Source organism: Pseudomonas sp. P4_C8, assembly GCF_056401975.1.
The window spans coordinates 33,921-49,968 of the sequence record NZ_JBFUIH010000010.1; the positions used below are offsets into that span (position 1 = coordinate 33,921).

14 protein-coding genes and 1 pseudogene are annotated in these 16,048 nt (G+C 59.4%); 6 read left to right on the forward strand and 9 right to left on the reverse strand.

The genetic code is table 11. From position 1 onward, the window contains the following. Positions 1–63 precede the first annotated feature (63 nt). From AC1DWM_RS08580 to AC1DWM_RS08590, 3 genes are read left to right on the forward strand one after another with little or no spacing between them, the layout of a single operon-like run. Positions 64–1,080 carry an aldo/keto reductase gene (locus tag AC1DWM_RS08580; RefSeq protein WP_223516987.1) on the forward strand — a complete coding sequence of 339 codons (1,017 nt, stop codon included), beginning with the start codon at positions 64–66 and terminating at the stop codon, positions 1,078–1,080. Between the two features lie 2 nt (positions 1,081–1,082). Then, entirely contained in the window at positions 1,083–1,880 is a 798-nt protein-coding gene (locus AC1DWM_RS08585; protein WP_477795012.1) for an SDR family NAD(P)-dependent oxidoreductase, read from the forward strand. A 27-nt stretch (positions 1,881–1,907) separates the two neighbouring features. Further along, positions 1,908–2,318, forward strand: coding sequence for an SRPBCC family protein (locus AC1DWM_RS08590; RefSeq protein WP_477795013.1), 411 nt, complete (start codon positions 1,908–1,910; stop codon positions 2,316–2,318). A gap of 158 nt (positions 2,319–2,476) precedes the next feature. Here AC1DWM_RS08590 and AC1DWM_RS08595 read toward each other — a convergent pair whose 3' ends face one another. The 5 genes from AC1DWM_RS08595 to AC1DWM_RS08615 form a co-directional block, all read right to left on the reverse strand. Beyond that, entirely contained in the window at positions 2,477–3,874 is a 1,398-nt protein-coding gene (locus tag AC1DWM_RS08595) for a sensor histidine kinase (protein ID WP_223516982.1), read from the reverse strand. After that, a complete protein-coding gene (locus AC1DWM_RS08600; RefSeq protein WP_223516981.1) occupies positions 3,852–4,535 on the reverse strand; it encodes a response regulator transcription factor in 684 nt (227 codons plus the stop codon). Before AC1DWM_RS08600 ends, AC1DWM_RS08595 begins: the two co-directional genes overlap by 23 nt. 465 nt (positions 4,536–5,000) lie before the next feature. Then, positions 5,001–6,812 (reverse strand): monovalent cation:proton antiporter-2 (CPA2) family protein, encoded by a 1,812-nt coding sequence (locus tag AC1DWM_RS08605; RefSeq protein ID WP_477795014.1) that lies wholly within the window; start codon positions 6,810–6,812, stop codon positions 5,001–5,003. A 313-nt stretch (positions 6,813–7,125) separates the two neighbouring features. Next, positions 7,126–7,731 carry a DJ-1/PfpI family protein gene (locus tag AC1DWM_RS08610; protein ID WP_477795015.1) on the reverse strand — a complete coding sequence of 202 codons (606 nt, stop codon included), beginning with the start codon at positions 7,729–7,731 and terminating at the stop codon, positions 7,126–7,128. Positions 7,732–7,867: 136 nt separating this feature from the next. Further along, on the reverse strand, positions 7,868–8,941 hold the full coding sequence (locus AC1DWM_RS08615) for a diguanylate cyclase domain-containing protein (RefSeq protein WP_477795016.1): 1,074 nt from the start codon (positions 8,939–8,941) through the stop codon (positions 7,868–7,870). 214 nt (positions 8,942–9,155) lie between these two features. Between AC1DWM_RS08615 and AC1DWM_RS08620 the strand changes: the two genes are divergently transcribed. Then, on the forward strand, positions 9,156–9,494 hold the full coding sequence (locus AC1DWM_RS08620; protein ID WP_223516973.1) for an FKBP-type peptidyl-prolyl cis-trans isomerase: 339 nt from the start codon (positions 9,156–9,158) through the stop codon (positions 9,492–9,494). 56 nt (positions 9,495–9,550) lie between these two features. On the opposite strand, the pseudogene AC1DWM_RS08625 reads toward AC1DWM_RS08620, so the two are convergent. Next, a pseudogene (locus tag AC1DWM_RS08625) lies at positions 9,551–10,582 on the reverse strand (D-cysteine desulfhydrase family protein). Between the two features lie 187 nt (positions 10,583–10,769). Here AC1DWM_RS08625 and AC1DWM_RS08630 point away from each other — a divergent pair. Next, on the forward strand, positions 10,770–11,255 hold the full coding sequence (locus AC1DWM_RS08630; RefSeq protein WP_477795017.1) for an MEKHLA domain-containing protein: 486 nt from the start codon (positions 10,770–10,772) through the stop codon (positions 11,253–11,255). A 44-nt stretch (positions 11,256–11,299) separates the two neighbouring features. Here AC1DWM_RS08630 and AC1DWM_RS08635 read toward each other — a convergent pair whose 3' ends face one another. After that, positions 11,300–12,406: a cytochrome P450 gene (locus AC1DWM_RS08635; RefSeq protein ID WP_477795018.1), complete on the reverse strand. Its 1,107-nt coding sequence runs from the start codon at positions 12,404–12,406 to the stop codon at positions 11,300–11,302. Positions 12,407–12,488: 82 nt separating this feature from the next. Between AC1DWM_RS08635 and AC1DWM_RS08640 the strand changes: the two genes are divergently transcribed. After that, complete coding sequence (locus tag AC1DWM_RS08640) at positions 12,489–13,244, forward strand: ArsR/SmtB family transcription factor (protein ID WP_477795019.1); 756 nt, start codon at positions 12,489–12,491, stop codon at positions 13,242–13,244. Between the two features lie 102 nt (positions 13,245–13,346). Here the strand turns inward: AC1DWM_RS08640 and AC1DWM_RS08645 are convergent, their stop codons facing one another. Then, complete coding sequence (locus AC1DWM_RS08645; protein WP_223516966.1) at positions 13,347–14,366, reverse strand: branched-chain amino acid aminotransferase; 1,020 nt, start codon at positions 14,364–14,366, stop codon at positions 13,347–13,349. 299 nt (positions 14,367–14,665) lie between these two features. Continuing rightward, complete coding sequence (gene lpdA, locus AC1DWM_RS08650; protein ID WP_477795020.1) at positions 14,666–16,048, reverse strand: dihydrolipoyl dehydrogenase; 1,383 nt, start codon at positions 16,046–16,048, stop codon at positions 14,666–14,668.

The following is a 16,048-nucleotide window of genomic DNA, read 5'->3' on the forward strand; positions in this document are numbered from 1 at the left end:
TCGCAATCTAGGATCTGCTCAACGGTCAGGCAACTGACCACTGAAACTGACGAGGATTGAATCATGAGCTTGAAAGACAAACTGCCCGGCGCGCTGGGTTTCGGCACGGCGCCATTGGGCAATATGTTTCGCGCCATTCCTGAAGAAGAGGCGCTGGCCACTGTGCACGCCGCCTGGGATGCCGGCGTACGTTACTTCGACACCGCGCCGTTCTACGGTTCGGGCCTGTCGGAAATCCGCTTGGGCAACGCGCTGGCCCAGTACAACCGCGACGACTATGTGCTGAGCAGCAAAGTCGGCCGGGTCATTCTTGATGAGGTCGAAGACGCCGCGGCCCGTGATCTGGGTGAGAAGAGCGGGGTGTTCGAACACGGTCGCCCGAACAAGATCGTCAACGACTACAGCGCCGACGCCACACTGCGCTCCATCGAAGACAGCCTCAAGCGTCTGCAAACCGACCGTCTGGACATCGTCTGGGTGCATGACATCGCGCAGGACTTTTATGGCGATCAATGGCTGGAATACTTCAATCAGGCCCGCACCGGCGCGTTCAAAGTGCTAACCCGTTTGCGCGAAGAAGGCGTGATCAAGGGCTGGGGGTTGGGCGTGAACAAGGTCGAGCCGTGCGAGCTGACCCTTGATCTGACCGAAGCCCAACCCGACGGCTTCCTGCTAGCGGGTCGCTACACTCTTCTCGACCACGATCGAGCGTTGCAACGTTTGATGGACGCCGCCCTGGCGCAGAAGGTCGAGATCGTGGTCGGTGGTCCTTACAGTTCGGGCATTCTGGCTGGCGGTGCGCACTTCGAATACCAGAAGGCCAGCCCGGCGATCATCAACAAAGTCGAGCACATCAAACGCATCGCCGCCGCTCATGGTGTCGACATCAAGGCTGCGGCGTTGCAGTTCTCGTTGGCCAACCCGGCCGTGGCGGCGGTGATTCCGGGGTCCAGCCGTCCGGAGCGAATTGCTGAAGACGTGGCGGCGCTGTCGGCGGTTATTCCCGCAGCTTTCTGGCAGGCGATGCGCGACGCAAAACTGGTGTCCGACCGCGCGCCATTGCCGATCACAGGAGTTTGAGCATGAAGATTGATCTGAGTGGAAAACTCGCCATTGTCAGCGGCAGCACCGCCGGCATTGGCCTGGGCATCAGCAAGGCGCTGGCCGAATCCGGCGCCACGGTGGTGGTGATCGGCCGTGAGACGGTCAAGGTCGAGCAGGCGCTGGCGAGCATTCGTCAGAGCGTGCCGGGTGCGCAATTGCGCGGCCTGACCGCCGACCTGGGTACTGCCGAAGGCGCCGAGCTGTTGTTTGCTGCCGAACCGCGCGCCGACATTTTGGTGAACAACCTCGGGATCTTTAACGAGGTGGATTTCTTCGACACGCCAGACAGCGAGTGGACGCGGTTTTATGAGGTCAATGTAATCTCCGGCGTACGCCTGTCCCGGCATTACGTGCCGGACWTGGTCAAGCAGGGCTGGGGCCGGGTGATTTTCCTGTCCTCGGAATCCGGGATCGCGATCCCGGCCGACATGCTCAACTATGGCGTGACCAAAAGCGCCAACCTGGCGGTGTCCCATGGCCTGGCCAAACGCCTGGCGGGCACTGGCGTGACGGTCAATGCGATCCTGCCCGGCCCGACGCTGACCGATGGCCTGGAGCAGATGCTCAAGGACGCTACTGCCGAATCCGGCCGCAGTGTTCGCGAAGAAGCTGATGCGTTCGTGCGCAAGGCGCGGCCGACGTCGATTATCCAGCGAGTGGCGAATGTCGAAGAAGTCGCCAATTTGGTGGCTTACATCGCTTCGCCGCTGTCCTCGGCCACGACCGGCGCGGCATTACGCGTCGACGGTGGTGTCGTCGACAGCATGGCGATTTGAAAACTATTCATTTAGAGAGAGCTTTACATGGCGACTGCATCAGCGTTTATCGATATCCCGGCCTCGGCCGATGAGGTGTGGCAATTGATCGGCGGCTTCAACTCGCTGCCGGACTGGCTGCCGTTTATTCCCAAAAGCGAGTTGAGCGAAGGCGGGCGCGTGCGCAGTCTGCAAACCGCGGACGGCGCGGTGGTGGTTGAGCGGCTGGAGGTGTTTGACAACGCCGGAAAGACGTACAGCTATTCGATTCTGCAGGCGCCGTTTCCGGCCACCGCGTATTTGGCGACGATCCGCGTTGAAGCGCAGGGGCAGGGGGCTCGGGTGACGTGGTCGGGGCGGTTTGAACCGGTGGGTGTTAGTGAGGAAGAAGTGGTTGCGTTGTTCAACGGGATTTATCAGGGGGGGCTGCAGGCACTGCGGGCCAATTACCCGGCCTAGAAATACGAGTTGACCTTGTAGCAGCTGCCGAGCCTGCGAGGCTGCGTTCGGCTGCGAAGCAGTCGTGAAATCAGGCAACGCGGTGTATCTGACAGACCGCGTGCTCAAGTTTTACGACTGCTCCGCAGCCGAACGCAGCCTCGCAGGCTCGGCGGCTGCTACAAGGGTTGTGTCAGGGCTGAGTTTTTGCAATCAAGCACCAACCGCGCGCCACCGAGTTCGCTGCTGCCCACCTCCAGCGCAAACCCATGCAGGCTGGCAATCGCCGCGACAATCGACAATCCCAAACCAAACCCGCTTTTCTGATGGCCCCCCTCAGCACGATAGAAGCGTTGAAACACCGCCTCGCGTTCGGCCTCTGGAATGCCCGGGCCGGAGTCGAGCACTTCAATTCGCGTAAATCCACCTTCACGGACCCCGCGCAATATCACCTCGCCCCCCGGCGGTGTGAACTTGATCGAGTTACTCAGCAAATTCGCCACAGCTTCGAACAACAGCGCTCGATCCCCGTTAAGCGCTGGCAAGCTCGCTGGCAATTGCAGGGTGAAATTCAGTTCGCCTTCTTCTGCCAGCGGCAGGTAAAAGTCGTGCAGCTCTTGCAGCAACGGCACCGGGTCCAGTTGCACAAAACCTGACCGACGCTGGCGATCTTCCAACTCGGAAATCCGCAGCAACCCGCGAAAGCGCGCCATCAGTGTGTCCGCTTCACCGAGCACGGAATCCAGTTGCACGGCCAGCGTCGAGCCGTCTTCAGCCTGTTGCTGAATCCGGTACAGCTGCGCCCGCAGGCGTGTCAGCGGGGTGCGCAGGTCGTGGGCGATGTTGTCGCAGACACCCTTGACCTCGTGCATCAACCGCTCGATGCGTTCCAGCATGGCGTTGACGATGGCGGCGAGCATGTCCAGTTCATCGCGGCGATTGGACAAGGGCAGGCGTCGGGTCAAATCACCGGCGACGATGGCTTCGGCGCTGGCCTGGATCGCACGGATACGTCGCAGGGGGCGGCGCCGCAACAAGTGCCAACCGACAATGCCAGGAATGATCGTCAGCGTGACGCCCCAGAGCAACGCATGAAGGATGATCCGGGTGACAGCGAACAACGAACCGTTGTCGCGCACCAGCACTAGCCAGCGACCGTCCCGGGTCTGGGTCGCGACCGCGTCGCAGCTGTCGGCGGGCAGGGTCGGGTCGTCGGAGTCGGCGCAATCGCTGAGCATGTGGATCTTGCCGTCCAGCGGCAGGCCTTCGGGCATTTGGCGAAGTGCACCGCTGAGGTAGCGGTGCTGAGCATCGAACAGGCCATAGGCGTCGATGCCGCGAATGTCGAAGGTCATGCTGACGGCGAGGGCGTCCGCCAATTGTTCGCCCTGAAAGTGCGAAAACAAATGCTGACGTTGCATCAGCGAATGCTTGGCCAGGTTGTCCAGGTAAGCGGACACCTCGTAGTACATGACGCCCATGAGGATCGCGCTCCAGACCACAAACAGCGAGCTGTAGAGCGCCAGCAAGCGGCTGCTGGAGGAACGCCAGCCGTTAGACGGGTTCGGCAATGACATAACCCGAGCCTCGCACGGTCCGAATCAGTGGGGCCTGGCCTTGTGGGTCAATTTTCTTGCGCAAACGGCCGATGTGCACGTCGATCAGGTTGGTGCCGGGGTCGAAGTGGTAGCCCCAGACTTCTTCAAAAATCATCATGCGCGATAGAATCTGCCCGGTGTTGCGCATCAGGAATTCGAGCAATTTGTACTCTGTCGGCAGCAGCGTCAGCAGCAGGCCGGCGCGGCTGGCTTCGTGGCTGATCAGGTTGAGTTCCAGGTCAGCCACTCGCAGTGTGGTGGCCTGGGCGGTCACGGTGTTCTGACGGCGCAGCAGCACTTCAACGCGGGCGGCCATTTCATCGGTGGCGAACGGCTTGGTCAGGTAATCGTCACCGCCCGCGCGCAAGCCCCGCACCCGCTCATCGACGTCGGAGAGGGCGCTGATCATCAGGATCGGCGTGGCCACGCCCATGGTCCGCAACGTGGTGACAATCGCCAGCCCATCGAGCTCCGGCAGCATTCGGTCGAGGGTGATCAGGTCGTAGTCGCCACTGACCGCACGCTCCAGGCCTTCACGGCCATTGTCGACCCAATCGACATCGAGGCCGTGGCTGCTCAATTCGGCGACGATTTCCCGGGCGGTCACGGCGTCGTCTTCGATGGTCAAGATGCGGGTCATAGGGCTGGCCTGATTAGCGGTTCTCAATGATGTGCAGCATTTTGCCAAGAAATGATTGAAGGCTTTCTAAATAAAACTTCATGCACTTATTATTTCATTCAATGCAGAAAACCCGTCGTGTTGACGTGTTCCTTGCAAATCGCATGAGAAATAGAAGTTAAATCTTTATAGGCTATTGAAAAACAACGATTTATTTAGTTTTTGCGTCTGGCACGGTGACTGCAATGCTCCATTCGAAGAGTTGTTACACCATCTTTCCTGCCTGGAGCGATACAACAATGAATAGATCTTCTGATGGTTTCTATCCGGTCGCAGAAGAAACAAGCACGCTCTCGAGTGTGTCCTGATTCGCTGAGGCTCATTGCCTCTGCCGCTTCTGCCTCTGGTGGAAGCGGCGTTTTGCTGTGTGCTTGACTGTAGGAGCATGGCTTGCCCGCGATGGCATCAGCACTGTCACCACAGGACTTAAACCTTACTCGCCTCCTGCTCCTCCAACTGATCCGACTCAAACAATTTAGCCAGCTCAGCCCGCGCTTCCTGCGCGGTCTGCAACACCTTCGCGGCATCGTCATAAACGGCATGCTGCGCCTCCAGCACCTGCTCATCGTGATGCTTGAAGCGCTTGATCCGCGCATCGGCCTGGGCCTGGGTCAGCCCCAGGCCAACCAACGTGCGCCGGCTCATTTCCAGGCTCGAGTAATAGGTTTCTCGAATCGCCTCGGCGCCAAGATCCACCAGGCGATGCACATGCTGGCGGTTACGTGCTCGAGCAATGATTTTGATGTGCGGATACAACCGATGCACCACCTCGGCGGTCTTGATGTTGGTGTCCGGATCATCGGTGGCGATGACAAAATATTCGGCCTGTTCGACCTTGGCTGCGCTGAGGATTTCCGGGCGCATCGGGTCGCCATAGAACACCGGCACACCGCCGAAACTGCGGGACAGTTCGATGGTTTCCACCGAGGTGTCGAGCGCCACGAATTTGATGTTTTGCGCCCGCAGAATCCGCGCCACGATCTGCCCCATTCGGCCCATGCCGGCAATCACCACACGCGGCGCATCGGTGTCGATTTTACGAAATTTTTCCGGAACCACGACAGGTTGCACCTTGGGCGAATAGAGCCGTGCGCACAGCAGCAACAACAGCGGCGTCACCGCCATGGACAGGGTGATCGTCAGCACCAGCAAGTCGTACAGGTGCGGCTCGAACAAGCCCTGATCGCGGCCGATCTTGAACACCACAAATGCGAATTCACCACCAGCCGCCAACACGATGCCCAGACGCAGCGCATTGACATTGCCCAAGCCACCGGCCAATCGACCCACGATAAACAGCAGCGGCAGTTTGATTGCGATCAGCAGTAACGTCAGCCCGAGCACTGCAATCGGCGCGCTGAGCAGCAAGCTCAGGTTGGCCCCCATACCGACGCTGATGAAGAACAACCCCAGCAGTAGGCCTTTGAATGGTTCGATCTGCGCTTCCAGTTCATGCCGGTATTCGGAGTCCGCCAGCAGCAACCCGGCGAGGAACGCGCCAAGCGCCATGGACACGCCGACCAGGTCCATCAGCCACGCCGTACCGATCACCACCAGCAGCGCCGTCGCAGTGGACACCTCCGGCAAACGAGTCTTGGCAACCACGCGAAACACCGGGCGCAACAGATAGCGTCCGCCGATCACCACCACCGCAATGCTGGCCAACACTCGCAAACCATGATTCACATTGTCGGCCGCGGTGCTGGCGTGATCGCCACCCGCCAGCAGCGGGACCATGGCGATCAGCGGGATCGCGGCGATGTCCTGAAACAGCAGAATCGCAAACGCCAACCGGCCGTGAGGGCTGGTCAGTTCCTTGCGCTCAGCCAGGCTTTGCAAGCCAAACGCGGTGGACGACAAGGCTAGGCCAAGGCCCAGCACGATGGCGCTGTTCAGCGGCTGACCGAAGACGAACAGCGCCAGTACGCCAATCACCAAACCCGTCAGCAGCACCTGCGCCAGACCCACGCCGAACACTGATTTGCGCATCACCCACAAGCGTCGCGGCGACAGTTCCAGGCCGATGACGAACAACAGCAACACCACGCCGAGTTCAGAGATGTGGCTGACACTTTGCGGATTGCCAATCAACCCCAGCACGGACGGCCCGATGAGGACGCCGGCAAACAGATAACCCAGCACGGCTCCCAATTGCAGGCGCTTGGCCAAGGGCACGGTGAGCACCGCCGCGCACAGAAATACGACAGCGGCTTGCAACAGGTTGCCTTCATGGGGCATGACTTACTCCAACACTCGATACGGCGGGGCGCCAAGGATAAAGGCTGCGGCGAAATGCGTCAGCCTTTACGCGCCGATAAACGGCTATCGCTGGCAAGCCAGCTCCTACAGGAGAACGCGCTTACCTGTAGGAGCTGGCTTGCCAGCGAAGATGCCCGAGCAGACAACCGTGCAATCAAATAAATGCCCCGAGATGGGCCATCCCCCGAACCACGTATACCGCTATCGCGAGCAGGCTCGCTCCCACAGGGGAATGCGGTCACCTGTAGGAGCTGGCTTGCCAGCGAAGACGCCCGACCAGACAACCGTGCAATCAGATAAACGCCTCGATATGTGCCATCCCCCGAGCCACATACTCATTCTTCTCACCCACCGGCGCGAAGTTGTGCAACACCTCCCGAGCCGCTTCAGTGCCTTTCAGTCGAGCTAGAAACCACACCGCCAAATACTGCGCCGACAAACAACCACCTGCCGTCGCGACATTCCCATTGGCATAAAACGCCTGATTGACGACATTTACACCAGCCGCCTGCACCCACGGCTTGCTGATGGCATCGGTGCAAGCGGGGGCGTCGCCGAGCAAGCCGAGCTTTGCCAGTAAAAAGGTGCCAGAACATTGCGCAGCCAGTAACTGCCGGCCTGGATCGAAACGCAGTTGATCCATGATCGCCGAATTCTCAGCTACTTCACGAGTCTTGCGTCCGCTCCCAACCAGCACAGCATCCGCCTGGCAAGCCTCGGCCAGATCAATCTGCGCATCAATGGTCAAACCATTCATGGACGTGACACGCGGCGTCGGCGAAGCGATGCTCACGCGCCAGTCCTTGTCTCCCAGCAGCGACACCCGGCTGAGCATGCCGTAAGCGATCAGGGAATCCAGTTCGTTGAAACCGTCGAAGGTCAGAATGGCAATGTGCATGGCGGTCAGTCCTGAGTGTGTTCACGCAGCCTACGCCGAGCCGAGGCGCAATCCCCGGTACAGTCAGGCGCAGAATCATCGCAACAGTAAGGAATGATTTTTCGCAAGCACAGTACCCCGGTGGAGCGTTCAAGCCCTATTGGCCGGGAGCTCGCACAGGGCTCTCGAAGCCCAACCGATACTGATTATTCCCACTGCGCTTGGCCTCATACATCGCCAGGTCCGCAATATGAATCAGCCGGTCCATGCTTGGCGCATGGTCCGGGTACACCGCGACCCCGAGACTGGTGCCGATGTGGCGCTGGTCGTTACCGATGATGATCGGCGGTGAAAGTTCGACGAAGATTTTCTGGCAGATGCTGCGCGCTTCATCCTGCAGGCAGATGTCCTGAGGCAATCCTTGGAGAATGACCACAAATTCGTCGCCGCCGATTCGGGCGACGGTGTCGGTGGAACGCAATATTTTTTTCAACCGGGCGGCCGTGGCGATCAGGACGCGGTCGCCGGCCGCATGGCCGTAGTGATCGTTGATGGCCTTGAAACCGTTGAGGTCGACAAACACCAGCACAACCCGTGTGGCGCCGATACGGGCTTGTTCCAGTGCCTCGGACAAACGTTCTTCCAGCACCAGTCGATTGGGCAGCCCGGTCAGTGGATCGTAATGAGCCAGGTATTGCAGGTAACTGGCGGAAGCTTTTTCCTCTGTGATGTCGCGCACTACGCCCATCATTTTGATGGTGGCATCGTGGTCGTTCTTGACCACGTTGCCGGTCTCTCGCAACCAGTGAATGCTGCCGTCGGGCCAGACGACGCGGTATTCTTCGTCATGGTTTTCCCCGGTTTCAAGGCAACGCAATTCCCCGGCGCGCACGCTGGCGCGGTCCTCCGGGTGTACGCAGGAGCAAAACAGGGCGTAGGAGGGTGTCACTTCGCCGATCTTGAAGCCGAACATGCCGTAGATCGCGTCCGACCAGTAGAGCTTGTCGGTGTCGACGTCCCAGTCCCAGGTGCCGATACGGGCGAAGTATTGACTGCGTTTGAAGCGTTCGGCGTCGCCATCCTGACGCACGGACGGTCCCTCGGACAGGCTGGCAATCAGTGCACGACACTCGCCCAGTTGTTTTTTCAGCGAGCGCTCTCGATAGATCATCGCGATGAGCAGGGCAAGCATGACTGAGCCAATGGCTGCGCTGATCCAGAGCAGATTCATTCAGGGAGAGTCATTGGGTATTAAACCGAGGGAAACGTTGGTGCTTATGTTAGTTCACCGGACCGCTTGGTTGCAGTCGCTTTCTATCTAGCGAGCGCTAGACTTGATGTGCAGCGATTGTCCCATTCCGATAAAGGAACCTGAAGAGTTGCAAGCAGGATGATTTTCTGGGAAAACCACGACCCTCGAATACCGCAAACAGACCAACATCGTCATGAATGAACAACTGCAAATCATCGACCTCCAGCCAGGCGACGGCAAAGCCGCCGTCAAAGGCGCGCTGATCACCACCCAATATCGTGGCTGGCTGGAAGACGGCACCGAGTTCGACTCGTCCTATAGTCGTGGCAAACCTTTCCAGTGCGTGATTGGCACTGGCCGGGTTATCAAAGGGTGGGATCAGGGGATTATGGGGATGCAGGTGGGCGGCAAGCGCAAATTGCTGGTGCCGGCGCATCTGGCCTATGGCGAACGGACGATGGGCAAGATTACGCCGAACTCGAACCTGATTTTCGAGATTGAACTGCTGGAAGTGCTGACGCGGGATGATTGACTGAGGCTTGGGATGAAAGGATTTTTTTGGCGAGGTGGCTTGTCGGGGACTAACCTTCAGCCCTGAAACGCCTCCCGATACGCATACAACCCCGGTGTACCGCCGGTCATCACAAACAGCACATTGTCACCGGATCGGAAGCCTCCTTGAGTGAGATCGGCCAGCAACCCGGCGAACGCTTTCCCGGAATATACCGGGTCGATCAACAGCCCTTCAGCGCGAGCCATCAAACGCACCGCGTCCAGCATGGCCGGTGTCGGCAGGCCGTATCCATCGCCCAACTGACTGCCGTCGATGACGATCTCTGAAGCCTGAACACTGGCGCTGCTGCCAAGTAAAGACAGTACATCCTGGGTCAGTTGCAGGGTTCTGGCCGCTGAGGTATCCCTGTCTGATAAAACCGAGTACGACTTCACCAGCGAAGTACCTCGATCCAGCAACTGAAACCCGGCCGCGAGCCCGGCGTGGGTGCCGGCGCTGCCGTTGGGTACCACGACCTGATTGAAGGTGAGGCCGAGTTCGGTTTCTTGTTGCGCAATCTCCTCCGCGCAGCGCGCATAGCCAAGAGCGCCCAGCGGTGTCGAGCCGCCCGTAGGAATCACCAGTACCTTGTGCCCGGAAGCCCGAAGGTGTTCGGCGCGTTTCTCGGCTTCGGCAAGTGAATCGCTGCCACCGGCCAGCACGCAGATGGAGGCGCCGAACAACTGGTCGAGCAGGACGTTGCCGTTGAGTTCGTAGCCCACTTCCGTTTTCGGGACTTATCGGGTGAGGATCAGTTCGCAGGCGATACCGAGGCGGGCACACACCGCAGCGGTCAGCCGCGCATGGTTGGATTGAAGGCCGCCGATGGTGATGACCGTTTCGACCCCGGCCGCCAATGCTGCGCCGAGATGAAATTCGAGTTTGCGCAGTTTGTTGCCACCACCGCCAATCAGCATGTGATCATCGCGCTTGAGGAACAGGCCGATGCCTTGCGCCTTCAAACCCAACTGCTGCTCAAGGCGTTCAGCGCGCTGGATGGGCGTCGGGCCTTGCAGAAGGTCGGCCCGGGCAAAAGAACTTAATGACTTGTCCAGAAGGGTTTGCATCAATGCTGGCTCGATGTTCAATGTTATTACGGTGACTCTAGGGAGAAAGCCCCTGCGGATAAACACATCGCCGGTAACAACTCTTTTAACCTGATGTATTTAATGCAGGCATGATCATGGCCAAACTCAGGCCAATGGAAGTCTTCGTCGCGGTGGTCGAGGCGGGGAGCTTCACCGACGCCATGTTATGGGAGGGCGCGTGTCGCCAATCAACGAATATGCAGCTGTTCAACTGCTGGACGAGGCTTTTCGGCACTGGACCGGCCAGGGTCTGCCGGCCCCTGAATCACTGACCGGAACGGAACGCTTGCACTGGTTGCACGAGCACGCGCCTTACAGCCTGTTAGCCCATGGCACTGAAGACGATCCTCGTTTCTTCTATGCCAATGAACAGACGCTGGCCAGTTTCAAATACGATCGCTCGCAGTTCCTTGGTATGCCGTCACGGTTCAGCGCTTCACCGTTGGACCGAGCCACGCGCCAGACATTGCTGGAACAGGTTACGGTCAACGGAATTGCTCACGGCTATAGCGGCTGGCGGGTGGACAGGGACGGCAATGCCTTCATGATTTACGAAGGCAAAGTCTGGACCCTGATCGATCAGCACGGCGAGCATCGGGGGCAGGCAGCATTGTTCTGGCCGGATAGAGCGCGCGTTGGTGTAATTGATTGACAGGTTTTGAATGATGCGTCGTTTGTCATGACGTCTTCGCGGTCTCACGCCACATCACGAAACACCGGAATCCGCCCATTCAACGAAGGCCGGTACTCCCAGGCTAACCGCTCCAGCGCAGGCTGGTGCGCCAGAATCTCCCGCAACGTCGCACTGGCAATCCCCAACGCCAATACTTGCCCCGGACACTGATGCCGCCCCGCGCCAAAGGTAAAACTTCGGCGCTGCGGGCGATCCAGACGAAAGACGTCGGGGCTGTCATTCAGCTGCGGATCGCGATTGGCCGACGCCAACAGCACCAGAACCACATCGCCCGCATGCAGGCGCACGCCCTCAATCTCACAGGGCGCGGCAACAAACCGGCGAGTGTTTTGCACCGACGGGTCAAAACGCTGGGTTTCGGCAATCAAATCATCTACGCAGCCCTGCTGAAGCGATGGATGTCGAATCACCGCCAACAGCGCATTGCCGATCAGCCCCGCAGTGGCTTCAAAGGTCTGGGAAAACAGGCCAATCAGATTGGCGATCAGCGTTTCCTGGTCGCCAGCGAAGCGCTCGCGAATCCCGGTGAGCAGTGGGCTTTTATTGTCCGGGTCGTCGAGCAACTCAATGAAGTAACCTCGTAAATGTTCAGCGGCAGCCTGTGCTGCGTTGAGTTGCGCCTGAACGCTGAGCGACGACAGGCATGCCACGAAATCCGCTGTCAGCTCGCTGATCGTCCGACCCTGAGCCGGCGTGAACCCCAGCAGTGCCGCCACCACGCACACCGGCCCGCGAAACATGGCGTTGTACAAACCGTCGACGTCCGGCGTGATCAATCGCGCCGCCACCAACGCATTGACTTCATCCCCATCAATCAACCCTAGCCCTGGCTCAATCGCCGACCTCGGGCAGCGCTGCCGTTCACCTTCATTCATCCGCATCAACTGCCCGAACACCTTGCCCGCCAGGCCGCCGGCAATCGCCTTGGGCACCGGTTCGGCGACCGGCCGGACATGGCAATCAGGGTGTGCCAGTACGGCGGCGACCGCTCGGGCGCTGCTGGCCACCCACATTTTCAGTCCTTCGTGAAAAATCAGTCCTCCTTGGTCACGCAATTGCGCGTAATAGGGATAAGGGTCGGCATGAGTCGCAGCGATGATCGGGTCCATGGGTCGCAGCCTCGTTCGGGGTGGGGAAAGTGTTGCTACTATCTCCAGTCCGAAAGGCCCTTGATTCGTCCGGGAGCGAAATATGAACGTAGAACAACACGACATCGGCGTCTCTCACGTAGCGGCAGCCATCGCGGAGCCGGCCCGGACGAAAATCCTCTGTTCGCTGATGGACGGCCACGCCCGCACCAGCACCGAACTGGCGGCGATTGCCGAGGTAAGCGCCTCCACCGCCAGCGCGCACTTGTCCAAACTCAAGGAACTGGCGCTGGTGCGGCTGCACGTGCAGGGCCGCCATCGTTATTACAGCCTGGCGGACAAACGCGTGGCCCAGGCACTGGAAGCGCTGATGGTGATCGGCCAGAACACCGCGCCGACGTTCAACTCGCGCACGCCGGATCGCCTGCAATTCGCTCGCACCTGCTACGACCACATGGCCGGCACGCTGGCGGTGTTGCTGCATGACCGGATGCTGGAGAAAGGCTGGTTGTTGGAAACCGATGAGCAGGCTTATCGGTTGAGTGACAGCGGCGAGGCGCTGTTTGAAGGATTGGGCATTGAGGTCAAGGACCTGAGTACGCTACGCCGCCGTTTCGCGTGTCCGTGTCTGGACTGGAGCATGCGTCGGCCGCATCTGGGTGGCTCGTTGGGGGCGGCGTTGCTGCAATCCGCGATCAAACGTAAGTGGGTGACGCAGGACCTGGACAGCCGGGCGTTGACGTTGACGGCGATGGGGCGCAAGGCGCTTGGCGCGCAGTTCGACTTGGTGCTGCCGTCTTCAAACGGATCATCAATGCCTATTGATAAAAGGCATCAAGAGATTTCCGCTACCCATTGAATTGTAAGAATAACTCTGACAAATCGAAGGCGAAAAAAAGCCCGGCTATCCAATCGATAGCCGGGCTTTTTTGCTCAAGCTCAAGCGAACAGCAGTGTCAGATCAAACCTTGACGATCCAGCCCGCCGGCGCTTCGATGTCGCCGGTCTGTACACCGGTCAGCTCTTTGTAGAGCTTCTGGGTGACCGGGCCGACTTCGGTTTCGCTGTGGAACACGTGCAAGTGGTCGTTGTAGCTGATGCCGCCGATCGGGGTGATCACGGCCGCGGTACCGCAAGCGCCGGCTTCTTTGAAGTCCGAGAGCTTGTCGATGAACACGTCACCTTCAATCACTTCCATGCCCAGACGCGATTTGGCCAGTTCGATCAGCGACAGGCGGGTGATGCCTGGCAGGACCGACGGCGAGTTCGGGGTGACGAACTTGTTGTCGTGGGTGATCCCGAAGAAGTTGGCAGAACCGACTTCTTCGATCTTGGTGTGGGTCATTGGGTCCAGGTAGATGCAGTCAGCGTAGTGCGCTTTCTTGGCCTGGGAACCTGGCATCAAGCTGGCGGCGTAGTTGCCACCGACCTTGGCCGCGCCGGTGCCTTGTGGGGCTGCACGGTCGAAGCTGGAGATCAGGAAGTTGTGCGGGGTCAGGCCGCCCTTGAAGTAGGCGCCGACCGGAATGGCGAAGATCGAGAAGATGAACTCGGGGGCGGTACGTACGCCGATGTTGTCACCCACGCCGATCACGAACGGACGCAGGTACAGCGCGCCGCCGGTGCCGTAAGGCGGGATGAAACGCTCGTTGGCGCGGACCACTGCTTTGCAGGCTTCGATGAACTGTTCGGTTTCGACGAACGGCATCAGCAGGCGTGCACAGCTGCGCTGCATGCGCAGGGCGTTCTGGTCCGGGCGGAACAGGTTGATCGAACCGTCCTTGCAACGATAGGCCTTCATGCCTTCGAAGCATTGCTGGCCATAGTGAAGGGCAGTGGAGCCTTCGCTGATGTGCAGCACGTTGTCTTCGGTCAGGGTGCCTTTGTCCCACTCGCCATTGCGCCAGTACGACAAGAAGCGCTTGTCTGTCTTGATGTAGTCAAAACCCAGCTTGTCCCAATTGATGCTTTCGTTACCCATGACACCCTCTATCACTGAACAACCGCCGAAACGGTTCAAGGCTTCTGACGTTTTTTGGATGGGGACAACAATACTTCATTCCGAGGTGGTTTCGCAGCCTGCAATTCGATCTCTGCGACCATCGATACGTCCCGTGTAGCAGCTGTCGAGCCCCGCGAGGCAGCGTCCGGCGACGAAGTCGTCGCATTCCAGCTGGCTCGGTGTACCTGAAAGCACTGGGTGGCAGGTTTTGCGACGACTTCGTCGCCGGACGCTGCCTTGCGGTGCTCGTCAGCTGCTACAGGGTTTTGCGTCCGGATTTACAGGTGCAACGCATGGCCGAGGGCACGCAAAGCCGCTTCTTGAACAGCCTCGCCCAGCGTCGGATGCGCATGGATGGTGCCGCCGATGTCTTCCAGCCGCGCGCCCATTTCCAGGCTTTGCGCGAACGCCGTAGACAGTTCGGAAACCCCCGCACCCACCGCTTGCCAGCCGACAATCACATGATTGTCCCGACGAGCGACAACCCGCACAAAGCCGCTTTTCGATTCCAGCGTCATCGCCCGGCCATTGGCCGCGAACGGGAAGCTGGAGACGATGCAGTCCAGACCGGCGGTCTCGGCCTCATCCGGGGTCTTGCCGACCACCACCAGTTCCGGGTCGGTAAAGCACACGGCCGCGATGGCGGTGGGGTTGAACTCGCGGGTTTTACCGCTGATCAGTTCGGCCACCATCTCGCCCTGAGCCATGGCCCGGTGCGCAAGCATCGGTTCGCCGCTCAGGTCGCCGATGGCGTATACGTTGCGCATGCTGGTCTGACAGCGGTGGTCGATCTTGATCGCCGAGCCGTTCATGTCCAGGTTCAGCGCTTCGAGGTTCCAGCCCTGAGTATTGGGTTTGCGGCCCACGGCCACCAACACCTGATCGGTTTCCAGATTCAGAGTGTCGCCATCCGGACCCAATACTTTCAGTAAGTTGCTTTCTGAATCAAAGCCTTGAACGCTGTGCTTCAAGTAAAGCTTCACGCCGAGTTTTTTCAGTTCGTCGTGTACCGGCTGAGTCAGTTCGGCATCATAGGCGGGCAGGATGCGTTCCTGCGCCTCGACCACACTGACCTCGGCACCGAGCTTGCAATAGGCAATCCCCAGCTCCAGACCGATATAGCCGCCACCGACCACGGTCAGCCGTTTTGGCACGGACTTCGGCGCCAGGGCTTCGGTGGAGGAGATGATCGGGCCGCCAATCGGCAGCATCGGCAGGTTTACGCTTTTCGACCCGGTGGCCAGCACCAGGTGCTCGCACTGAATACGCGTGTCGCCGACGTCGACGGTTTTGCCGTCGACGACCTTGGCCCAGCCTTGAATCACTTSGACTTTGTTCTTTTTCAGTAGCGCTGCGACGCCAGTGGTCAGGCGATCAACGATGCCATTCTTCCACTCGACACTCATGGTGATGTCGAGGGTCGGCGCCGAAACGCTGATGCCCAAAGCCGAATGCTGGCTGTGGTGTTGCGTCTGGTGAAACTGCTCGGCCACGTGAATCAACGCCTTGGACGGGATGCAGCCGATGTTCAGGCAGGTGCCGCCCAGGGATTCGCCTTCTACCAAAATGGTGGAAATGCCCAGTTGACCGGCACGAATCGCCGTCACATATCCGCCAGGGCCGCCGCCGATGATCAGCAGTGTGGTGTTCAGAGATTGCAT

Excerpts from the sequence above, each read along its gene's own strand:
- AC1DWM_RS08615 (WP_477795016.1), bottom strand. The coding sequence starts at position 8,941 with ATGAATCTGCTCTGGATCAGCGCAGCCATTGGCTCAGTCATGCTTGCC.
- AC1DWM_RS08590 (WP_477795013.1), top strand. The coding sequence starts at position 1,908 with ATGGCGACTGCATCAGCGTTTATCGATATCCCGGCCTCGGCCGATGAG.
- AC1DWM_RS08645 (WP_223516966.1), bottom strand. The coding sequence starts at position 14,366 with ATGGGTAACGAAAGCATCAATTGGGACAAGCTGGGTTTTGACTACATC.
- AC1DWM_RS08605 (WP_477795014.1), bottom strand. The coding sequence starts at position 6,812 with ATGCCCCATGAAGGCAACCTGTTGCAAGCCGCTGTCGTATTTCTGTGC.
- AC1DWM_RS08635 (WP_477795018.1), bottom strand. The coding sequence starts at position 12,406 with ATGGACCCGATCATCGCTGCGACTCATGCCGACCCTTATCCCTATTAC.
- AC1DWM_RS08610 (WP_477795015.1), bottom strand. The coding sequence starts at position 7,731 with ATGCACATTGCCATTCTGACCTTCGACGGTTTCAACGAACTGGATTCC.
- AC1DWM_RS08595 (WP_223516982.1), bottom strand. The coding sequence starts at position 3,874 with ATGTCATTGCCGAACCCGTCTAACGGCTGGCGTTCCTCCAGCAGCCGC.
- AC1DWM_RS08620 (WP_223516973.1), top strand. The coding sequence starts at position 9,156 with ATGAATGAACAACTGCAAATCATCGACCTCCAGCCAGGCGACGGCAAA.
- AC1DWM_RS08580 (WP_223516987.1), top strand. The coding sequence starts at position 64 with ATGAGCTTGAAAGACAAACTGCCCGGCGCGCTGGGTTTCGGCACGGCG.
- AC1DWM_RS08600 (WP_223516981.1), bottom strand. The coding sequence starts at position 4,535 with ATGACCCGCATCTTGACCATCGAAGACGACGCCGTGACCGCCCGGGAA.
- AC1DWM_RS08630 (WP_477795017.1), top strand. The coding sequence starts at position 10,770 with ATGGGAGGGCGCGTGTCGCCAATCAACGAATATGCAGCTGTTCAACTG.
- AC1DWM_RS08640 (WP_477795019.1), top strand. The coding sequence starts at position 12,489 with ATGAACGTAGAACAACACGACATCGGCGTCTCTCACGTAGCGGCAGCC.